Origin of the sequence: Pseudomonas sp. S49, from assembly GCF_009866785.1 — a bacterium.
Lineage (GTDB): Bacteria > Pseudomonadota > Gammaproteobacteria > Pseudomonadales > Pseudomonadaceae > Aquipseudomonas.
In genome coordinates, this window is sequence record NZ_CP019432.1 from 343516 (window position 1) to 364099 (window position 20584).

The following is a 20584-nucleotide window of genomic DNA, read 5'->3' on the forward strand; positions in this document are numbered from 1 at the left end:
GGGATGTGTGTGAAATCAGAAACTGTAGGTGCCGGTCATCACGACGCTGCGCGGTGCGCCCGGTTGGATTTGATACTGGCTGGTCGCCGATGCGTAGTAATCACGATCGGTGATGTTGTTCAGCGCCGCGCGCAAATCCCAATCCTTGAAGCGGTAACCGAGCAGCGCATCCCAGCGGCCATAACCCGGCAACACGGTGGTGTTGGCGTTATCGGCATAGCGTTGGCCAACCAGAGTCAGACCGGTTTCGCCATACCAGCCCATCTCCGGTTTCCAGGTCAGGAACAGGCTGCCGTTGCGTTTGGCGACGTTGTTGATGCGTTTGCCTTCCAGACCGTTGTTGTCCTTCTCGATGGTCGCATCCTGCACACCGACACCACCGCGCATGTACCAGTTGCCGACGATGTTGCCAGTGGCCGTCAACTCGATCCCGCGCGAGCGCTGCAGACCGGACATCACGGTCAAAGTCGGGTCGTTTGGATCGGTGGTGCGGCGGTTGTAGAGTTCCAGGTCATAGATCGCCAGCGTGGTGCTCAAGCGATCGTCGAACCAGTCGCTCTTCACGCCGATTTCTTTCTGCTTGGTCAGCTCGGGACTGAGGTCGTTGGTGTTGCCGGCCGCACCCGGGGTGATGCCGATCAAGCCACCGCCCACTGGTGAAAACGTCTTCGACCACGAAGCGTAGAACGAATGGTTCTGCAACGGCGTCCAGACCAGGCCGACGCGCGGGCTGGTGCTGTGGCTGTCGCGATCTTCAGAAATGTTGCGCAGCTTGTTGGTCGACTCGATATCGAAGGTGTCGTAGCGCAGGCCGCCGAGCAGTTGCCACTGATCGTTCAGGCGCAGTTGATCCTGCACGTACACCGCGCGGCTTTCGACTTCGGTGTGGCTGCTGCTGGAAACCTGCATGCTGCCGGTGTGGCGCAGATCACGATTCGGCTTGAAGAGGTCGAGCGAAGGTACGGGCTGCGCACCCGGCGTTCTGCCGGTGGCGGCGTTATACAGCGTCGGATCGCGGCGCTGGCTGCCGATCTCGATCCCAGTGAGCAGACGATGTTCCAGGCCGAAGGTATCGAATCCGCCTTCCAGTTCAACGTTGTTGTAGACGTTGCGGGTGGTCAGATCCTGCTGCCAGTGTTGACGCGTGACCTTGTTGGTCGCCGGCGTGTAACCGGTGAGGTAGGTGTTGTCGAAATCGCTGTCGAGATTGAACACGCCGAGGGTCTGGCGCAGTTGCCAGTTGTCGTTGATTTCGTAAGTGAGTTTCGAGCGCAGCGATTGCGACTTATCATCGATGAAGTCGTGATCGTTGCCGTAGGTGGTGCCCCGACCTACATCGGCCGGACGCCCGTTGACCCCAGGGATGCCGCGATCCGGGGTGCGGTTGTAGCGGCTGTATTCGTACTGCACCAGCCAGTTCAGATCCGGCGTCAGTTGCCAGCTCATCGACGGCGCGAACAGTTGGCGGTTGCCGCTGACGCCGTCGCGGAAGCTGTTTTCATCCATGTTGCCCATGTTCAGGCGCAGGCTGATGTTTTCGCTCGGATCAGTGCTGAGGTCGGCGTAAAGGCTGCGCAAATCTTCGCTGCCAGCCTGGGCCTCGATGGTCGAGCGACGGCCGAATTCCGGCATCTTGCTCACGCGGTTGACGATCCCGCCCTGACTGCCACGGCCGTACAGCACGGCGGCCGGGCCTTTGAGCACTTCGACGCGTTCGATGTTGTGCAGGTCGCGCTTGTATTGGCTGTCGTCGCGGATGCCGTCCAGATAGAAATCGTTGCTGGCATCAAAGCCGCGAATACGCAGGCTGTCGAAGCGGGTGTCGGCGCTGCTGCTGACGTTGGGCATGCCGCTCAAGGCGTCGGCGATGTCATTGGTGCCGTAGTTGGCGACGTTCGAAGTCTTGATCGAATCGATCGCCTGCGGCACATAGCGCACGGGCGTCGAGGTGCGGGTCGCGGTGCTGCTGAGCTTTACCCGCGGGTCATCGGCTTGCGCTTCGGCGCTGATCGCGGTGGCGGGTAACTCGGTCGCCGAATAGGCAAAACCACTGGACAGAAAAGCAGAAAGCCCAAGGGTGACGGGCGTAAGACGGAACGGGGCAGGCATTGAAAAGCGCATCCGAGAGGGTGGAGGAATTCGATCGCGCGAATGGTAATGCTTTGCATTTACTTCCGTTAATTATTCCTTATAAGTTCCCTGGTCTGATTGTTTCAATTTGTGTCCAGTTCGACACAATCTGACCGACCAGACAATTCGACCGATTCGCGAAACAGACTGAAAGCCATTCCGGCGTTTTTCTGCACGGGTGCGAGGACTAATCTGCCGCCATCGATTTTCCTGACTTGCTGCCGGAGCTTTCCCATGATTCTTCATTACATCTACGACCCGCTGTGTGGCTGGTGTTATGGCGCCAAGCCGCTGGTTGAAGCCGCGCAACAGGTGTTGCCGGTGATTGCCCATGCCGGGGGCATGATGAGTGGCGCCAATCGCCAGCGCGTTTCTCCACAACTGCGCGATTACGTCATGCCCCACGACCGACGCATTGCCGAATACACCGGCCAGCCTTTTGGCGAGGCGTATTTCGACGGTTTACTGCGCGATCACTCAGCGGTGTTCGATTCGACGCCACCGATTGCGGCGGTCATGGCGGCCGAAGCCATCGACCGAGGCGGTCTGCGCATGTTGGGGCGCTTGCAGACCGCGCACTATGTGGAAGGGCGACGCATTGCTGATTCAGCCGTGCTGTTGGAATTGGCGATGCAGATTGGCTATGCGCAGGAAGATTTCCACATTGCGTTTGAGTCCGTTGATAGCGAGGGGCACATAAAAGCCAGTCGCCAGTTTTTGGCTCAATTGAGCGGCCAGGGTTTTCCAACGATTGCTCTGGAGCAGAAAGGCACATTCCAATTGGTCGACATCAGTCCCTGGCTGGGCAAGCCGCAGGCATTTGCCGATTGGTTGAAACAGGCAATCGTCCTCGATGAGCCAGGCGAAGTCTCTGCACTGTGTGCGATCGATGGGTGTGCGTGACGCACCGGATTCACTGGCTGTGTGCATTTCCCAGCAAGGAGTCAGCGCAAAATTTACGTTTCTTAGACGATTTTTACCTATTTAAAGACGATTCTTGAAATTGACACATTGTTCAGGGCGCGGCTACGATTCGGCCCAACGCCTGTGGCCAACCGCCATGACTCAAAATAAGGAGCAGGCCCGCCATCACGTTCTCGTGGGCGGGCCTTTTTGTTTCGGGGTGAATAAAAGAGTGCAAAAGCGCCGTTTCCGCCGTTCGACACAGCGCGTTTCAACCCGTAATAAGGAAAACAAAATGTTGAACAAGCGAATCAGTCTGATCGCACTGGGGATGTTGAGCGCCACTCAGGCCATGGCTAACGACCAGGCCGAGTCCAAGGGTTTTGTTGAAGACAGCAGCCTCAAAGTGCTGCTGCGCAATGCTTACATCAATCGTGATTACAAAGATGGTCGTCCGGACAAAGCCGAGTGGGGCCAAGCGGCCATCGGTACGTTCTCGTCCGGTTTCACACAAGGCACCGTGGGTGTCGGTGTTGACGCTTTCGGTCTGTACGCACTGCGTCTGGACGGTGGTGAAGGTCGCACCGGCGCGCAAGGTATCGACTTTTTCAAGCAAGCTGATCATGCGCCTGGCGGCAGTGATAAAGCGGCCAATGACCTGTCCAAGGGCGGTGCAGCCGTCAAATTCCGTATTTCCAATACGGTGCTGACCTACGGCGACCAAATGCCGGCCTTGCCGGTACTCAGCTACGACAACTCGCGTCTGTTGCCGGAAAGCTACACCGGTACGTTGATCACTTCCAAAGAGATCAAAGGCCTGGAGCTGAACGCCGGTCGTTTCACCGCTGAATCGCGCAAGAGCGCTGAAGGCCGTGACAGCGGTGGTCTGAAGTCGATCAACGTATTGGGCGGTAGCTACCAGTTCACCGAGAACTTCAAAGGCGCGTTGTACGCTTCCGACGTCGAAGACGTATTGAAGAAACAATACGTTAATGCCAACTACGTGCTGCCGTTCAACAAGGATCAGTCGCTGACCCTGGACTTCAACGGCTACCGCACCAAGCTGGATAGCTCGTACGTTCGCGAAAACACCGTTCCGGGCGAAAGCATCGTGACCGGTCGCGACAACAAGATCTGGAGCCTGGCTGCAACGTTCGCCACTGGCCCGCACTCGTTCACCGTGGCGCACCAACGCTCCACCGGCGACAGCAACCTGGGCTACGCCTACGGCGGCTACCAGAAAGAACAGGGTCGTGTCGGCGACGGCGGCAACACGATTTACCTGGCCAACTCCTACTGGTCCGACTTCAACGCTGAAGACGAACGTAGCTGGCAATTGGGCTACGGCCTCGATTTCGGCGCATTCGGCGTCCCGGGCCTGAGCTACAACTTTGCCTACGTGCGTGGCGACAACATCACCACGTCTACCAGCGAAGGCGGCACCGAGCGGGAAATCTTCAACCAGTTCAAGTACGTCGTGCAAAGCGGCCCGGCCAAAGACCTGAGCGTGAAGTTGCGCAGCTCGATCCTGCGCGTGTCGCAGAAATCCAGCGAGTACAACGTCAGCGGCAACGAGCTGCGTGTGTTCGTGGATTACCCGATCAATATCTTCTGATGCCTGATCAAGTGTAAGAAACATGAGAAAAACCCCGACTGGTTCGGGGTTTTTTTCGACGGTTTTTCGATGAAAACCGGAAAAAAACCGTGTTTTTGTCATGTAAAAGTTGTTTTCAGGTGACTGCAAACGCCGTTTCAAGCAGGGCTTTAAATGCCTGAAATTCTTTCTCATGGACGCAAATTCTCCACCTAATAGATTAGGCCGCTCAACGCAGCGGAGAATTTGGTAATGATCGTTTTGAACAGAGAAGTGGGCGAATCGCTACGGCGCGACAAATATGTCAACGTCCAGGGTGGTGACTTCAATCTCTACGGTCATTTTGCCGACTTCGTCAGACTGACCAAAAGTTGGGAAAACATGGAGCCTGACAGCTACTACGGTCAGGCCGAAGCCGGCATGCGTTACCGTCGTTACAGCGACTTTGAGTACAACCCCAAGACTCGCGAGCTGAAGCAACTCGAGCATCGCGCCTACGTGCAGTCGAAAGAGAACAACGCCTATGTCGGCGGCCTGGTGCGGCACTTCCAGGATTTCTCCGACGAAGTGATTACTTCGCCGGTAATGCGCAGCCTGATCGACACCGATTTTGAAGTGTACAAAAGCGTACTGCCGGAAGAGCTGCACGATGAAATCTGGCAGTGCCAGATCCACCAGATCCGCATCGAGATCAAACCCGGCAAACAACTGGAAATCACCCCTGAAGGCATTCACTGCGACGGCTATCCATTCAGCGGTGTGCACTTCTGGGGCCGCAACAATGTCGAGGGCGCGGAGAGTCGTCTGTACGACATCCACGAGCATCAACTGGCGTCGACTACCTACCAGGAAATTCTCGACACCACTTACTTCCTCGACCGCGACATGCGCCACTACGTGACACCAGCGCGCAACAATCACACCCATGCCATGGCGTATCGGCAGATTCTGGCGATTTCCTTCTCGCGGCCCGGGACCGCTTTCGACATTGTTCGCTAATCAGATCACCCCAATCGACGGCGTCGAGTGCTCGACGCCGGTGGTGCTGCGACGCGCCACGGCCAAGGATGCGCAGCGCATGGAGCGCTTCTTCCGCCAGTTCGACGAAGTGTCCTTCTGCGAATGGCAGGACGCCAAGTGCCTGCGCGGCGTGCTGATCCAGAAAACCACCACGGCCTATCTCGCCTTCGACGTCGCTGGCGAAATCGTCGGCGCGGTGCTCGGTGGCATGCTCGGCAGTCGCGGCACCATCAACCACTTGGCCGTCAGCCCGCGCTATCGCAGCCAAGGCGTCGGTCAACGACTGGTTGAAGCGGCGTCGTCGGACATGAAACGCGTCGGTGTGTTACGGATGTTTCTGTTCGTCGACGATGCTAACCTCGCGGGCAAGCGTTTTTGGACTGCCCAGGGTTTTTGCGAGCCTCATGGCGAACGGACATTTGAGAGGGATCTATGAATGAAACGTCCGGCAGTGCGCCGTTGATGGTCAACCATCAGCCGTCGCGCACGTTTGCCGAAGCCAGCCCGGTGGTCGCCGGTTATTTCACGGTGTCATTCGTGTTCGGGTTGATGGCCGTCAACGCCGGGTTGCCGATGTGGCTGCCAGTGGCGATGTGTTTGTTCGTATATGCCGGCGCTTCGCAATTCGCCGCGCTGGCGCTGATCTCCAGCGGCGCCTCGCTGACGACTATCGTACTGACCACTTTCCTGATCAACGCGCGGCACATGTTGATGTCGGTGTACATGGCCAAAGCCCTGCGCGCCCTCGGTTTGAGCCGCATGGAACGCTGGGCTTATGCCGGCGGCCTGACTGACGAATCCTTCGCTTTCCACAGCGTTAAACTCGGCACTGGCGCGCCGGTCAACGTGCGCTATCTGATCGGCTTCAACCTGTTCTGCCACACCTCGTGGGTGCTTGGCGGTTTGCTCGGCGCGGTCTGCGCGCAGTACGCGGCGCACCTGATCAAGTATCAGCTCGACTACGCCCTGACGGCGATGATGCTCTACGTGCTGGTGTCGCTGTGCAACACCCGCAACAAACTCATCGCCGCTGCGGCCGCTGTGCTGTGCATGGGCGCGTTGAGTCTGGTCGGCAGCTCGCCGTTCAATGTGTTTATCGCCACGTTTGTGGGCTGCGGAGTGGGTGTATGCCTGACCAAACGTTCCTGATTCTGGTGGTCGCGCTGATGATGGCCGTGACCTTCCTGCCACGCGCCCTGCCACTGCAAGTCAATACCGAGCACTGGCCGCCGTTCGTTGCGCGGGCGCTGGAATACCTGCCGGTGGCGATCGTCGCTGCGATCAGCCTGACTCCCTTGTTGATCAAGGATCAGCACATACAGCTCGATCGCCCGGAATTCTATGCCGCAATTCCGACGTTGTTATGTGCGTATTTCAGCAAAAACCTCTTTCTCAGTGTGGCGGTTGGGACGGCTGCGTACATTGCGCTCGGCTCGTTCATGTAGCGGCAGATCGACGACGTCGCTCAGCGCCTGGCTCGACAACTCCGGATTGTTCACCGCCAGGCGAACTTCGAGGAAATCCTCGAACCCGGGGAAAATCGTCAGACCGTTCTTCTGCGCGGCCTCACGGGAGACCATGCCGACCGCGTCCATCTGCGTGATCAGCGACAGCGTCAACGTTTCACTGCACGAATAGACCATGCGCTGGCCGTTCTCGTGATTGCCCAGCCCGGCGTCGAGAAAACGCAAAAAGCTGTGGGAATACGGACAATCTTCCGCAGGACGTACCTGAAATTTGTTGCCCAGCAAGGTCAGTGGATCATTCTCCTGACCGCAATGCGCGCCGACCACCTGCACCTGCACATCGGGCAAGACAATGCTCGGCAAACCCGGCCGCTGCGGGCCGATCAGCACCGCGAGGTCAAAGTCTTCGTTCTTCAGCTTGCTGAGGTTTTCCATCGACTCGGCGTAGCTGAATTCCATCTGATAATCGGGAAACACCTCGATCAGGCGTCCGATCATTCGCCGGTTGAAGTCCGGCGACAGGGTGTTGTTCAACGCAACCTTCAACGTGCGCTGGCCCGGCACTTTCAATGCCTCGACTTTCTCTTCCATCTGTCGCGTGGCAATCAGCACTTTGTCCATATACGGCGTCAGCTCAGTGCCTTGCGGCGTCAGCGTCAGCCCTTTGTTGGAACGTCGAAACAAGCGGAAACCGAACTGCTCTTCGACCTTGTTCAACTGCGCGGCCAACGCCTGCACAGTCAGGCACGAATGCTCGGCTGCGGCCGACAAAGAGCCGGTCTGCACGATGCGCATGAGGTTGCGTAAGGTTCTGCTATCCATGGGTAATGCCCTCTGAAGTGGGCTGGGTATTGTTGTTTACGAGACTGCCGGTCAGGCGCCATATGCTGGCTATATTCCTGTACCTGAGCATAGTTGTCGCGGGTTTAGTAGCGAATCGATGTCCCCGCCGATGGCTGGAGGCTGACACAGGATCGGGGTTTTTGGTGACGTAGGGGTGATGGGGGTCAAAAAAAGTGCGTGGTTTTGGTGCGTAGCGGCGATTTTTCACGGGGAAACGGCTGACAACGTTAGTGGTTTTGGCCTGCGAAATACGTGGATGCGTCCTAGGCGAACTTGCGACCGAGCTGATAGCGGCGACTTGTTAAAGCAGATGAAGTGGCAGTGGGAAGGCATCAAGCCTATGTGGCTGCGGATCTGAATGAGGTGAGCGAATTGAGTACATCACAAGAAGCGGTTGATCTGGACTGCCCAAGTGGCACCCGGCAGCACCAGGTTATTGAGATTCGAGAACGGCCTTCCGTTGCACGAATCCCTACGGATAAGACAGCTCAAGCGATGTTGGAAGCACTGAATATTCTGCAGCGGTTTGAGTCGGTCGACGGAATGCTCAAATAATTGAGGCAATAAAAAACCGACATCGCTGTCGGTCTTTTTTTACTCCCCAAATAGGGAAAGAGGTCTCACCCGGACACTGATCCTCAGGTCATCAGTGGGGTTCCTAACGCCGACTATCGCCACCTGATGGCAGTCGGTTTCGCGCTCTTGGGCCGATTCTCGGCATCGCGAGTAAAGCTGTCAATCTGGGTTTGGGTCATTGTCTCTACGCTTGCGAATCAGATTTATAAATTGGTTCATATCTGTACTAGTATGAAAGCAAATCAAATCAGGAGAGGCGCAATGACTACCTCATCCCCAGCCCTCATCCCACGTGAACAACTTGACGCCCCCGAAGCCGGCCGCGTCGCGCTGAAGTTCTTCTTCAACCTCATGGAGCGCTGGGGCTGCAGCGCCGAGCAGCAGCGTAAATTGCTGGGCGGCGTCGGCAACACCACGTTCTACAAATACAAACACCTGCCGAACGTACGTCTGCCCAATGACACGCTTGAGCGCATCTCTTACCTGATGGGTATTCACAAGGCGCTGAGTATCATCTTCAGCAACAGTCGCGACCGCGCCTACACGTGGGTCAGCAGCCCGAACACGGCGGCGCCGTTCAATGGGCAAACGGCGCTGGAATACATGCTGGCTGGGCGCGTGATCGATATCGCCGACGTTCGCCGCTACCTCGACGGGGTGCGCGGTTGAAAGTGCCTGATTTGGTGGATGTGCAATGGCCGCGAGCCTATCGGATCGTCAACAGCAGCTTCCCGCCGATTGCGCTGTTCGAAGATGTGCTCGATCCCGAAGACCTGGAAGTTGCCTACGCGATTGAAGCGCTGACCAATGATCGCCTGATCGAACAGGCCGGGGTTCTCGCCCGAGTGAGAACCGAAGACCGACTCTCCGGCCCCGGCTCGACTCCGGTGATGGCTGCGTTTACCCACATCGGCAAACGCAGTCGTTTCTGCGATGGCACCTTCGGCGTTTACTATGCTGCGAGCAGCCAAGCCGCGGCCATCTCCGAAACCTGTTATCACCAGGAACGATTTCTTGCGGCGACTCAGGAAGCGGATCTTGAGTTGACCATGCGGACTTACGTTAATCGGGTGGTTAAACCGTTACACGACATTCGTCACGATCACCCCGAGCTGCACAATCCGGATCCGAAGGCTTATGGGCCGTCTCAGCTATTCGCCCGTCAACTGCGCGAAACCGAGTCGTGGGGACTGCTCTACAACAGCGTTCGCCTACCGGGCCATGAATGTGTCGCCGCGTTTCGACCTCCAGCAGTATCGATTCCGAAGCAGGGCAAGCATTTGCGGTATGTGTGGAGTGCGAGTCAGCAGAAGATTTCGTTTGTGCTTGAGATCAGTCAGGTCTGAAACGCAAAAGCCCTCGCATCGGCGAAGGCCTGACACCGGCGTTCACATCAACGGCTTGTCCGCGGCGGATCCATCACTTTCACGACATCATCGATCAGCGCTTTGCTCAATTCCTGCAAATACTGCGAGGCATAAGCGTGAAGATCAGGATCGCGCGAGACTGAAGTGTCCGCAGTGAGTAGTCGAGAGATGTGAAGCAAGTGTGAGGCGTGGGAAAGGGCGGCGATTACCGGCACACCACGATTGGTGCGAAACATTGCTTGATTGGAGTGTAAGGAAAAGTGGGTGAGGCCGAGGGTTTTCAGATCTTGAGAGTTGGTCATTTCGCTTCACCTGCCGTTGAGATAAGCGGGCGTGAAGTGATCGGTGTTGCTGACGGGCGGATTACGGATGGATCAATGGCTTTCATTTTTGAACTCCCTGTATCAAATGAGAGCTGCCATTTCGTTCTCAGGCGAAAGGGTGGCAGCTATGCGCAGGCTGAGAAACCGGAGATACAGGAACCCGGCAGACCCGAAGGTCTCCCACGCACAGCCGCCATTGCACGTGAATGCGGACACTAAAACAGCGTCGGCAATCGTGGTTTGGGGCGCTGGTGCGCCTGCATCTTACGCGGGTTCTCAGGCCCGGTCGCTGAATTGGCAGCGACGGGTTTGACGTTAGCTTGGGGAGTGTCAGGCGTGCAATCGTGGCCAGTAGTGGCTCTGCTTGGCTTCTCGTTACAGCAGATTTCTCAGGATTTCGCGCCATGCGTTTTTGTCGATCACGACTTATCCTTAGCCTTTCTTAAACAACAGAACGAGGAGATCAGCGTTGGTCGATGAACTGCAGGAATTCCAGCAGGACTTACTGGAGTCTGTACGTCAGATGAAGGCCGGTGAGGCCGCGCGCGTAACGCAGATGCTGCTCTCTGCGGCGGAGGAACAAAGCGTCGAGGCATCAAGCACTCTTGGATTGGGAAACCGGGTTGCCATTGACTCCGCCGGTTCAGTGCGCTGAGAACGCCGCTCATGCAATTCCACTTTTTATGGGCGCGCCCTAATTATAGCCATTTCATAGTTTGGCATAAACGCGGAAATTTGAGCGTTTTGCGCAAAAGCCGTGCTTTGTGGGAGAAGGGCGTCTGGCGATTAAATCGACTTGTGCGGAGGAGAGGCACTATTTCTACTGAAGTTGAAACGCTGCAAAAAATGTAAACCACCCAGAAACAACAAAGCCCCTGCATTTCTGCAGGGGCTTTGTTTTGTATGGTGCCGGCACCAGGAATCGAACCCGGGACCTACTGATTACAAGTCAGTTGCTCTACCATCTGAGCTATACCGGCGTTGTGGGCGACGATTATAGCGATTGGGTGGTTTCTGTAAACCCCTGAATTCAGACTATTTTTGCGGGAGGTCGGATCATGCCCTGCGCAGCACGTTGTGCAGTTTCTGCAGAGCACGCCAGGCGCGATTGTTCTGCATGGCGTGGAGTTGCGCTTCGGCGCGTTCAGCGCGTTGTGTGGCGGCGCTGATTTGGGCCAGGGCGTCGGCTTCGCTGGGGCTGACGGGGTGGGCGAAAGGGTGCCCCAGGCACAGCTGGAAGTTGTCGAGCTGGCAGGGCGGCATGTCGAAGGCCGGTTTGAGGTTCAGGTGTTCGTCGGCGAGAAAATAGCTATTGAGGCCGTCGAAGCAGACGTTCTGGTAGCCGGCGTCGGTGACCAGGTGTTCCCAGGTGTGGTCACGTTCGAACGGGGTTTCGATAAGGATAAGCCACGGGCGGAAGCGACTGAAGTCCATGCCGCGCAGCACGGTTTCTTCGTGGCCTTCGACGTCTATTTTGAGGAAATGGATGGGGCGGTGGGCGGCGTGTTCTTCGCAGATCGAGGTCAACGTGCGGGCCTTTACGGTCAGGCTCTGCACCTCCAGGCCACGCTCCTTGCGCTCTTGAGCGATCACCGGGTCGGCGGTGGACAGGCCGGTACCGGGAATGCCGTAGAAGGTGATTTCCCCGGGCGCATCGCTGGCGATGCATTGCAGAATGGTATCGCGTGGGCGTTGTTGGACCAGGGCGTCGTGGAAGCTTTGCATCGGCTCGATGTTGATACCGCTCCAGCCACGATCATAAAAGGCCTTCGTCACTGAATCATGGATTGGATCGTTGGCGCCGACGTCGATGTAGAAGCCGTTTTCAAAGAATTTGAGTGCGCGCCACAGGCGGATGTCTTCGAAATTCTGTGCATATGAAATGAACGTCACGGTCGCTCCCTGTCAGTGGTTTGTTCTTATTGGTTGCAGTGCTGCCTGCCCGGTGTGAGCTTGTATAGCAAGGGCGGAGGGTGGGCGCAATTTACTCCTGAAACAGTCCGTCATTCGGCGGTTATGTCATTTCGATCTGAAGCTTATGCACAACGGGAAGCTGCACCGGGGCGCCTGCGGGGGATTTTGTGGACGCGTTCTCGTTTTGTTCGCAAATCCCTGTTTTACAGGTTTTTTATTTATATGAACAAAAAATGACCAGAGCTGTTAATGGCTCGTAACAGGCGTGGATATTGGATCCATGAGAAATTCATCAACAGAGTTATCCACAGGTTGGAGCGTTTAAGCGCGTTCGGCCAATAGCAGCAAATTACGGGGTGTGAGTCGAGCTGCGCAAAAAGTGCCGAGACGTACAGCGTAGCCTTGTTCTTCCAGAAAAACGGCTCGGTCCAGGTTCAGCCAAAGCTCCAGTGGCCGTCGGAACAATCCTCGGAGCAATTCCAGGTTGCGAACTTCGGCCAACCGCTGCCAACCGGCCGCTTCCAAGGCTGACCAATCTGGCGAGCCGATTGTGGATAACTCTTTGAGCGCGGCCAGATCGCGACAGTAATCGGCGAACGGTTTATCCAGCCAGGCACTGGGCAGAGATGGCGTCGGCAGGTATTCGTCGACGCCGCGCACTTGGCGTTGCAGCAGATCGAATGCCAAACGACGGGCCATCGAGGTGTCACGCTGGCGTCGGACGCGTGCACCGGCGGTGACGGTTTCGCTCATCGGCAGCGCCAGATCCTCCAACGAGAGTTGTAGGAGCGATCGTGATCCGGCGCGGGACAATGCCTGATATTCGCTGCGTTCGATGCGGTTGTAGCAGCAGGGTGCGATCGCCATTTGCTGGCAACCGGCAGCGCTGGCCAGTTGCATCAGACGTACATGCAAATCGCCGCAGGCGTGGAGAGCGACGGGCGTGTGAGTTGAGCTCAATACGGCAGAGGCATCAGTCGTCAGTACGTCTTGCTCCACATGCAAAGCGTGCAAGTGATGACGCTGACTTAACGCCTGACCGCTGGCGACCAATAAAGGATCGTATTCAACGCAAGTCAGTTGCTGCCCCGCGCCCAACAAGCGTCGTCCCAAATGCCCCTTGCCCGAACACCAGTCCAGCCAATGCGTCGGCTGCGAGGCGAAAGACAAACGACTGGCAAACGCCTCGATCTGCTGCCACTTGCGTCCCGGCACATCGACATTCAATCGATGGCCGGCGGCTTCCAGCGCGTGGCCCGGCAACTCACCCACCGCGCTCAACTCAGCCGACAACGCCGCCAATGAGGCGAACGGCTCCGGCGCATCAGCAAGATCAGCAGGTTGGTTGTGAGCGTTTTCTGCGTCTTCCAGCGACCGTCCGCGTAGCCACAAGGCCAGCTCCGGGTAGGACGCTTCCCAGGCAAGCGAAAGATGAGTGAACGGTCGAGGTTTCCACAGCGCTTGATGGGCTGTGAGAAAATCATCCAGCGCCGTGAAACGGGCGAGTAAGTCCTCGCCCGTCAGCACGTGGGAAATGTCAGCGCCCTTGGCAGGCATCGACGCGCAGCCAGCGCTCCAGCAGCTTGAAGCCGCGTACGAGAACGTAAGCCATCAGCAGATAGAACACGCCAGCAGCGAAGAAGATCTCTACCGGCAGATAGGTGCGGGCGATGATTGTGCGTGCCATGCCGGTCAGCTCCAGCAAAGTCACGGTGCTGGCCAGCGCACTGGCCTTGAGCATCAGGATCACTTCGTTGCTGTAGGCCGGCAGGCCGATGCGCGCGGCACGCGGGAGGATGATGTAGAACATCGCTTTGGGCTTGGACATGCCCAAAGCCCGCGCCGCTTCGATTTCGCCGGGTGGAATCGCCTGAATCGCCCCGCGCAAGATCTCGGCGATGTACGCCGCCGTGTGCAGGGTCATGGTCACGGTCGCACACCAGAACGGATCGCGCAGGTACGGCCACAAGGCGCTTTCGCGCACCGCGTCGAACTGCGCCAGGCCGTAGTAGACCAGGAACAGCTGAACCAGCAACGGCGTGCCACGGAAAAAGAAGATGTAAGCGTAAGGCAGCGAGCGTACGTACCACAGCTTCGAAGAGCGGGCGATGCCCAGCGGAATCGCCAGCAGCAGGCCGGCAATCACGGCGATGGCCACCAGTTCCAGGGTCAGGGTCGCGCCCTGCGCCAGTTTCGGCAGCCACTTGATGATGACTTCCCAGTTCATTAAGCGCTCCTCGCAAAGCCGCGAGCGGCGCGTTTTTCCAGGAAGTGCATGCCGGTCATCGCCAGCACGGTCAGGCCCAGGTACATGATCGCGGCGACCATGTAGAAGGTGAACGGTTGTTTCGACACGGTCACGCCGATTTGCGCGTGACGCATGATTTCTTCCAGGCCGATCACCGAGACCAGTGCGGTGTCTTTCATCAGGATCATGAACAGATTGCCCAGGCCGGGCAGGGCGATGCGCCACATCTGCGGCATGATCAACCGGGTGAAGATCCGCCATTTCGATAGACCCAGGGCCTGGCCGGCCTCACGGTGGCCTTTGGGAATGGCGAGGATCGCACCACGGAACACTTCCGTGGCGTAGGCGCCGAAGCACAGTCCGAGTGCGATCACACCGGCGGCGAAGGCGTTGAGTTGCAGGTCGGGGTTGCCGAAGAACTCACCGAGGGCGCGCATAAGGTTGACCGTACCGAAGTAGATCAACAGCACCCAGAGCAATTCCGGGACGCCACGCACCAGGGTCGAATAAGTGCCGCCAAGCCATTGCAGCGGCTTGTACGGGGAAGTCTTGGCCAAGGCGCCGAGCAGGCCGAGCACCAGTCCCAGGCACAGGGCGGTGAGAGCCAGTTGGACGGTCATCAGCGCGCCGGCAGCGAGGGCCGGGCCGAATCCGTAGAGGTCGATAATCATGGGTTTCTGTTCAAATTGCGGCAGGCAAAGTCGGGAGATGGCGCCGTTGCATCACGGCGCCAGTCCCACAGGTCAGGATCAGTAGATGCTGAACGGGAAGTACTTGTCGTTGATCTTCTTGTAGGTACCGTCGGCGACGATTTCCTTCAGGGCGGCGTTCAGCTTCTCACGCAGTGGGTCACCTTTACGCACAGCGATGCCGATCTTGTCGCTTTCTACGACCGGGTCGCCTTTGAACTCGTAGTTCTTGCCGGCGTCGCTTTTCAGCCAGTCATAGTTGGCGTACTTGTCGGCGAGGATCGCGTCGACGCGACCGGAGGTCAGGTCGAGGTAGGCGTTTTCCTGAGTGTCGTAGAGGCTGACCTTGATGTCATCTGCGTAGGTGTCTTCCAGCCAGGTACCGGCCAGGGTCGCACGCTGGGTACCGATGGTCTTGCCTTTCAGCGAGTCCTTGTCGGTTTTGAAGTCGACGTTTTTCGGCGCGATGAACTGCAGCTTGTTCGAGTAGTACGGTTCGGTGAAGTCGACCGCGCCTTTGCGCTCGTCGGTGATCGACAGCGAGGAGATCAGGAAGTCGAACTTCTTCGCGTTCAGGGCCGGGATGATGCCGTCCCAGTCGGAAGTGACCACGGTGCACTCGACTTTCATCTTCGCGCATAGAGCGTCGCCGATGTCTTTGTCGAAGCCGACCACGTTGCCGCTGGCATCTTTATTGTTGAACGGCGGATAGGCCGCTTCAATGCCCATCTTCAGGGTTTCAGCCATGGCACCGGCGCTGAACGCGAGGGTGACGGCGGCGGCCAGGAAGACCTTCTTGAAATTCTGCATGCATGTTGCTCCGTTAGCGGTTGCTGGACATGAATTGTTTGCAGCGCGCCGAAAGCGGGTTTTCGAACACCTGCTGAGGCGATCCTTGCTCTTCTATAAGGCCTTGGTGAAGGAACACCACTTCGCTGGAAACCTGACGGGCAAAGCCCATTTCGTGGGTCACGAGCAGCATGGTGCGGCCTTCTTCGGCCAGTGCGCGGATGACACTAAGTACTTCCTGAACCATTTCCGGGTCAAGCGCCGAGGTGGGCTCGTCGAACAGGATAACCTTCGGTTGCATCGCCAGCGTGCGGGCGATTGCTGCGCGCTGTTGCTGGCCGCCGGACAGTTGCGCCGGGTAGGCGTGGCGCTTGTCGGCGATGCCGACCTTGGCCAGCAGCGCTTCAGCGACTTCGATCGCTTCGGCTTTGCTCTGGCCGAGCACGCGGCGCGGTGCCTCGATGATGTTGTCGAGGATGCTCATGTGCGGCCACAGATTAAAGTTTTGAAACACAAAACCAATCTCGGAGCGCAGGCGATTGATCTGTTTGCCATCGGCGGCAACCAGTTCGCCATTCTTGGCGGCCTTGAGCTTGAGTTCTTCACCGGCCACCAGAATCTGGCCCTGGTGCGGGTTTTCCAACAGGTTGATGCAACGCAGGAACGTGGACTTGCCGGAACCGGAGGAACCGAGGATCGAGATCACATCGCCGTCGCGGGCGGTCAGCGAGATGCCTTTGAGCACCTCCAACTGTCCGTAGCGTTTGTGCAAGTTGCGGATTTCAAGCGCGGGCGTGGCCTCAGCCATGTGCGTTCCTCATATATGTTGCGCTCCTGCTGTTGGATGGCCTTCCTGGCGAGGCGGCCAAGCTAGCATAGCGTTTCAATGGCAGCCAACAGCGCTACGAGCGGTTAACGGGTGGCATGTGGCAGGTTGTCGCATCGGCACAGCAGACTGTCGCCCCATCAACAACCGAACGGGTGTTTGATCGTGCAAACCCGTGGGTGTCGCGTAAAAAAAGGCGCGATGTTGCCAGCTTTGGCGGGGTGTTGGAAGCGCTATCCGGCCGAACGTTCCGGATTCGCCCTTTTATTGTGCATCCCACACTTTTTCAGTGTGTTTCTGGTGCGCGAATTCGTCTTGAAAGTGAGTCGCAGGGTAACGCTCTGGCGAATAGCCATTAATCTCAAGGACTTGCGATGACCATCCGGTCGCGCGCAAAGCCGCGAGCCAAAAGACTTTGAAACATTTTGGCGCATTTATTGCGTGCAGAATCCGGAACGCCCTGTTGGTTTCTTTTTACGAGAAAGAACATACCAGGCAGGACGGACTGAATCGCATTCCTTGCAAAGGTAGTTTCGATGAGCAGTACCCCAAGCTCCAATGGCCTCGAACAGGGGCTCAAACCGCGTCATGTGACCATGTTGTCGATCGCTGGTGTCATCGGCGCCGGTCTGTTCGTTGGCTCCGGCCACGCCATCGCTGCCGCCGGCCCTGCCGTGCTGCTGGCTTACGCCGCCGCTGGTACCCTGGTGGTGTTGGTGATGCGCATGCTCGGCGAAATGGCCGTTGCCTCGCCGGACACGGGCTCCTTCTCGACGTACGCCGACCGTGCCATCGGGCATTGGGCCGGTTTCACCATCGGCTGGTTGTACTGGTGGTTCTGGGTGTTGGTGATTCCGCTGGAAGCCAACGCCGCTGCGACCATCCTGCACGCATGGTTCCCTGACGTCGGCATCTGGGCGTTCGCGCTGGTCATCACCATGCTGCTGACAATCACCAACCTGTTCAGCGTGAAGAATTACGGCGAGTTCGAATTCTGGTTCGCGCTGATCAAAGTGCTGGCGATCATCGGCTTCATCATCCTCGGTCTGGCGGCGATCTTTGGCTTTCTGCCGAACAGCCAGGTCAGCGGCGTTTCGCACCTGTTCGACAGCGGCGGCTTCCTGCCTAACGGCATGGGCGCGGTGCTGGGTGCAATCCTGACCACCATGTTCTCCTTCATGGGTACCGAAATCGTGACCATCGCGGCCGCGGAATCGAAGAACCCCGGCAAGCAGATCTCCAAGGCCACCAACTCGGTGATCTGGCGGATTGGCTTGTTCTATCTCGTGTCGATCTTCATCGTTGTCGCCCTGGTGCCGTGGAACGATCCTACGCTGGCCAACCTCGGTTCCTACCAGACCGTGCTTGAGCGCATGGGCATCCCGAACGCGAAGATGATCGTCGACATCGTGGTTCTGGTTGCGGTGACCAGCTGCCTGAACTCGGCGCTGTATACCTCGTCGCGCATGCTCTTCTCGCTCGGCAAGCGTGGCGATGCACCGGCCATGGCGACGCGGGTGAACAAAAGCGGTACGCCTTACTGGGCGGTGATGCTGTCCACCGGCGCAGCGTTCCTGTGCACCTTCGCCAACTACGTGGCCCCGGCCGCGGTGTTCGAATTCCTGTTGGCCAGCTCCGGTGCAATCGCTCTGTTGGTGTATCTGGTGATCGCATTCTCGCAGTTGCGCATGCGTAAACAGCGTATGGCGCGCGGCGAGAAAATCGTCTTCAGCATGTGGCTATTTCCGGGCCTGACCTACGCGGTGATCATCTTCATCGTCGCGGCCCTGACCATCATGCTGTTCCAGGAAGCGCATCGCGTGGAGATCCTCGCGACTGGTTTGCTGAGTTTGATGGTGGTGGCTGCCGGTCTGTTGGTGGCACGCCGTCGCAAGCTGGAAAAACGTGGCGCGGTGGTGTTGAACTGATCCGTAACGCGTAATGCAAAACGGCCGCTGTCAGTAATGACGAGCGGCCGTTTTTGTTTTTGAGCGTGGTTTATTCGCTCTTGTCTTCCTGCGCTTCCACCGACTTGCCATAAGCATCCAGCGCAACCCCGAAATCGGTGATGAACTGTGGCTCGCTCAGCCAGGCCTGGGCCTCTTCGATCGTTGCGCCTTCGGCCCACATGCGGTAGTCGATCAACATGTCGGCGGCCAGGTGGGTGGCGGCCATGCCTTCGTTGTCGGCGTTTTCCATGTCCAGCAGCTCTGGATGGTCAACGATGACGAACGCCAGTTCGCGCAGTAGCGTCAGCAGCATTTCATTGCGGCTGACGGCTTCGGCGTCGCGCATTTTGCTGAACATCGCCAGGACGTATTCCGGCACCGGCTCGGCGAGGTGGTCGAGGTCTTCGTCCTGTTCCAGTGGCTTGCGGCCGACCATACGGATTTGCTTGGCTTTGGCCTTGGCGCGTTTGGCGCGTTTCTGTTGCTTGTTCAGGGATGCCATGGGAACTCAGTTCTTCTGTTGGGTTTGTGCGGCAATCGCGTCGGACGCCGCCACATAGTCGGCCTGGAAGGCCGGGGATTCGATCCACGCCAGCGCGCCGGCCTCGTCGGTTTCCTGCGACCACTGGCGATACTCGATCAGTGCGGCGAGGATGAAATCCATCGCGCCTTCTTCGCCTTCCTGTTCGTAAACCAGTTCCAGCAGCGGGTCTTCGAGGAACGCGGTGCACAACGCTTGCTGGCTGATCTTCTCGGCGTCGATCATTTTCTTGAACAGCTCGGTCAGGTCTACCGATTCGAAATCAATGCGGTCGTCGTTCGGGTCCAGCTCGACCGGCGCTTCGGCGCGTTTGGTGCGGTTCTGCTTGGCCTTGGCTTTGGCCCGGGTGGCGCGTTTTTGCTGCTTGTTGGCGGAGGCCATGATGTGTTCCGTCGTGCGTTGAGAGGGCTCAGCTGCGCGGGACTTGCCGCCCCGGTGTGTCGGGGGCCAGTGCACCGGTTTGCAGCCAGGTCAGAGCGATGGGCCATAGTGTGGCTTGGTATGCGCTGCGAAAAAAGGCGAAATGTCCGACTTGTTGTTCGCCGATGTCCTGCGGTTCGATGCGCAAGTGGGTTTTGGCTGCGTTGCTGAAGTAACCGAGCAGGCGTTCGATCGCCGCAATTGTGCCGTAGGGATCGTCGCTGATGCTGATCGCCAGTGTCTGTGCGCGGACGTTGGCGAAGGGCAGGGCGCCGCTCTTGTTCATCAGTGCCCGACCACTGGGGCGCCGTTCGTAACGTGCAGCAGGCGTGCTCCAATCGCGTACAACGCCGGTCGGCGTATCTTCCAGCCAGCCGAGTCGCTTGCCGGGGAAAAAGCCGCAGAACAGCGTCAGCAACGGCATCACGACGTGCCATTTGCCGAACATCCGCCAGCGATGTTCCGGCGCGTAGTCGCGCCAGTAAGCGAACTGCGCGCCGACTGTTACCAGCCGTCGGATAACCTGCCCGGATTCGCCCAGCCCCGCCGCGCAACCGCCAAAACTGTGGCCGACGACGTCAATTGGCTGACCGGGAAACTCCCGTTGCGCGCGTTTGAGCATCGCTTCGAAATCCAGTGCGCCCCAATCTGTCCACGAGGCGTTCAAGCCTTTGATCGACGCGGATCGTGATTCGCCGATGCCGCGGTAGTCGTAGGTCATCACGTCGAAGCCGTTTGCGAACAGATAAGCCGCGAAACGCGAGTAGTGGCGGCAACGTACCGACGTGGCGGCGCTGATGATCACTACAGGGCGTTGGCTATCAGGCAAGAACTGACGCCAGGTGAAACCGCCAAGTGCAAAACCGTCGGCGGCAGCTTCTTTGAAAGGCTCACCTTGCTCAGCAGTCAAGGTTGGCGACCCTGACTGCATGTCTTGCCTTGCGGGCGTGTCCTGACAGCTCATGACGCTCGACCTTGAAGAGTAA

The 20584-nt window shown here is 58.0% G+C and carries 21 protein-coding genes, 1 tRNA gene and 1 pseudogene; 10 read left to right on the top strand and 13 right to left on the bottom strand.

Annotated features, from left to right (window positions below; translation table 11 throughout):
• Window positions 1-15 precede the first annotated feature (15 nt).
• Window positions 16-2109: a TonB-dependent siderophore receptor gene (locus tag PspS49_RS01500; protein WP_160037864.1), complete on the bottom strand. Its 2094-nt coding sequence runs from the start codon at window positions 2107-2109 to the stop codon at window positions 16-18.
• Window positions 2110-2364: 255 nt separating this feature from the next.
• Here PspS49_RS01500 and PspS49_RS01505 point away from each other — a divergent pair, with 255 nt between their 5' ends.
• From PspS49_RS01505 to PspS49_RS01530, 6 genes are all read left to right on the top strand, one after another.
• Window positions 2365-3033: a DsbA family protein gene (locus PspS49_RS01505; RefSeq protein WP_160037866.1), complete on the top strand. Its 669-nt coding sequence runs from the start codon at window positions 2365-2367 to the stop codon at window positions 3031-3033.
• Window positions 3034-3328: 295 nt separating this feature from the next.
• Window positions 3329-4648: an OprD family porin gene (locus tag PspS49_RS01510; protein ID WP_038359882.1), complete on the top strand. Its 1320-nt coding sequence runs from the start codon at window positions 3329-3331 to the stop codon at window positions 4646-4648.
• Between the two features lie 231 nt (window positions 4649-4879).
• A complete protein-coding gene (locus PspS49_RS01515) occupies window positions 4880-5626 on the top strand; it encodes a 2OG-Fe dioxygenase family protein (RefSeq protein ID WP_116029292.1) in 747 nt (248 codons plus the stop codon).
• 79 nt (window positions 5627-5705) lie between these two features.
• On the top strand, window positions 5706-6083 hold the full coding sequence (locus PspS49_RS01520) for a GNAT family N-acetyltransferase (protein ID WP_008080517.1): 378 nt from the start codon (window positions 5706-5708) through the stop codon (window positions 6081-6083).
• Window positions 6080-6796, top strand: a complete 717-nt coding sequence (locus PspS49_RS01525; protein ID WP_038359884.1) for an AzlC family ABC transporter permease — start codon at window positions 6080-6082, stop codon at window positions 6794-6796. The genes PspS49_RS01520 and PspS49_RS01525 overlap by 4 nt, the downstream gene beginning before the upstream one ends.
• A complete protein-coding gene (locus PspS49_RS01530) occupies window positions 6775-7092 on the top strand; it encodes an AzlD domain-containing protein (protein ID WP_007952614.1) in 318 nt (105 codons plus the stop codon). The genes PspS49_RS01525 and PspS49_RS01530 overlap by 22 nt, the downstream gene beginning before the upstream one ends.
• On the opposite strand, the gene PspS49_RS01535 is transcribed toward PspS49_RS01530, so the two are convergent.
• Complete coding sequence (locus tag PspS49_RS01535; protein ID WP_008080520.1) at window positions 7009-7935, bottom strand: LysR family transcriptional regulator; 927 nt, start codon at window positions 7933-7935, stop codon at window positions 7009-7011. The two genes, PspS49_RS01530 and PspS49_RS01535, sit on opposite strands and share 84 nt — an antisense overlap.
• Before the next feature lie 858 nt (window positions 7936-8793).
• Here PspS49_RS01535 and PspS49_RS01540 point away from each other — a divergent pair.
• Both PspS49_RS01540 and PspS49_RS01545 read left to right on the top strand, forming a co-directional pair.
• Window positions 8794-9201, top strand: a complete 408-nt coding sequence (locus PspS49_RS01540) for an MbcA/ParS/Xre antitoxin family protein (RefSeq protein ID WP_160037868.1) — start codon at window positions 8794-8796, stop codon at window positions 9199-9201.
• Entirely contained in the window at window positions 9198-9878 is a 681-nt protein-coding gene (locus PspS49_RS01545) for an RES family NAD+ phosphorylase (protein ID WP_174245037.1), read from the top strand. The genes PspS49_RS01540 and PspS49_RS01545 overlap by 4 nt, the downstream gene beginning before the upstream one ends.
• A gap of 47 nt (window positions 9879-9925) precedes the next feature.
• Here the strand turns inward: PspS49_RS01545 and PspS49_RS01550 are convergent, their stop codons facing one another.
• Window positions 9926-10201 (bottom strand): DUF3077 domain-containing protein, encoded by a 276-nt coding sequence (locus PspS49_RS01550; RefSeq protein WP_160037870.1) that lies wholly within the window; start codon window positions 10199-10201, stop codon window positions 9926-9928.
• A gap of 490 nt (window positions 10202-10691) precedes the next feature.
• Here PspS49_RS01550 and PspS49_RS01555 point away from each other — a divergent pair.
• Window positions 10692-10802, top strand: a pseudogene (locus PspS49_RS01555) (transcriptional regulator); the annotation flags it as partial.
• A 324-nt stretch (window positions 10803-11126) separates the two neighbouring features.
• Here the strand turns inward: PspS49_RS01555 and PspS49_RS01560 are convergent.
• The 7 genes from PspS49_RS01560 to PspS49_RS01590 form a co-directional block, all read right to left on the bottom strand.
• Window positions 11127-11202, bottom strand: a tRNA-Thr gene (locus PspS49_RS01560).
• Window positions 11203-11278: 76 nt separating this feature from the next.
• Window positions 11279-12115 (bottom strand): FkbM family methyltransferase, encoded by an 837-nt coding sequence (locus tag PspS49_RS01565; protein WP_160037872.1) that lies wholly within the window; start codon window positions 12113-12115, stop codon window positions 11279-11281.
• 342 nt (window positions 12116-12457) lie between these two features.
• Window positions 12458-13693, bottom strand: a complete 1236-nt coding sequence (locus tag PspS49_RS01570; RefSeq protein WP_160037874.1) for a methyltransferase — start codon at window positions 13691-13693, stop codon at window positions 12458-12460.
• A complete protein-coding gene (locus PspS49_RS01575) occupies window positions 13674-14363 on the bottom strand; it encodes an ABC transporter permease (protein WP_007909164.1) in 690 nt (229 codons plus the stop codon). The genes PspS49_RS01570 and PspS49_RS01575 overlap by 20 nt, the downstream gene beginning before the upstream one ends.
• Window positions 14363-15055 (bottom strand): ABC transporter permease, encoded by a 693-nt coding sequence (locus PspS49_RS01580; RefSeq protein WP_007909165.1) that lies wholly within the window; start codon window positions 15053-15055, stop codon window positions 14363-14365. The genes PspS49_RS01575 and PspS49_RS01580 overlap by 1 nt, the downstream gene beginning before the upstream one ends.
• 78 nt (window positions 15056-15133) lie before the next feature.
• The gene (locus PspS49_RS01585; RefSeq protein WP_127925476.1) at window positions 15134-15883 is read right to left on the bottom strand and encodes an ABC transporter substrate-binding protein; all 750 of its coding nucleotides are present in this window, start codon (window positions 15881-15883) and stop codon (window positions 15134-15136) included.
• 13 nt (window positions 15884-15896) lie between these two features.
• Window positions 15897-16670 carry an ABC transporter ATP-binding protein gene (locus PspS49_RS01590; protein WP_007909167.1) on the bottom strand — a complete coding sequence of 258 codons (774 nt, stop codon included), beginning with the start codon at window positions 16668-16670 and terminating at the stop codon, window positions 15897-15899.
• A 554-nt stretch (window positions 16671-17224) separates the two neighbouring features.
• On the opposite strand from PspS49_RS01590, the gene gabP reads away from it, so the two are divergent.
• The gene (gene gabP, locus PspS49_RS01595) at window positions 17225-18616 is read left to right on the top strand and encodes a GABA permease (protein WP_127925477.1); all 1392 of its coding nucleotides are present in this window, start codon (window positions 17225-17227) and stop codon (window positions 18614-18616) included.
• Between the two features lie 70 nt (window positions 18617-18686).
• On the opposite strand, the gene PspS49_RS01600 is transcribed toward gabP, so the two are convergent.
• The 3 genes from PspS49_RS01600 to PspS49_RS01610 are packed head-to-tail and all read right to left on the bottom strand — an operon-like array spanning window position 18687 to window position 20529.
• On the bottom strand, window positions 18687-19139 hold the full coding sequence (locus PspS49_RS01600) for a hypothetical protein (protein ID WP_160037876.1): 453 nt from the start codon (window positions 19137-19139) through the stop codon (window positions 18687-18689).
• A 6-nt stretch (window positions 19140-19145) separates the two neighbouring features.
• Window positions 19146-19559, bottom strand: a complete 414-nt coding sequence (locus PspS49_RS01605; RefSeq protein ID WP_008080543.1) for a hypothetical protein — start codon at window positions 19557-19559, stop codon at window positions 19146-19148.
• A gap of 28 nt (window positions 19560-19587) precedes the next feature.
• Entirely contained in the window at window positions 19588-20529 is a 942-nt protein-coding gene (locus tag PspS49_RS01610; RefSeq protein WP_238786317.1) for an alpha/beta fold hydrolase, read from the bottom strand.
• Window positions 20530-20584: the final 55 nt, after the last annotated feature.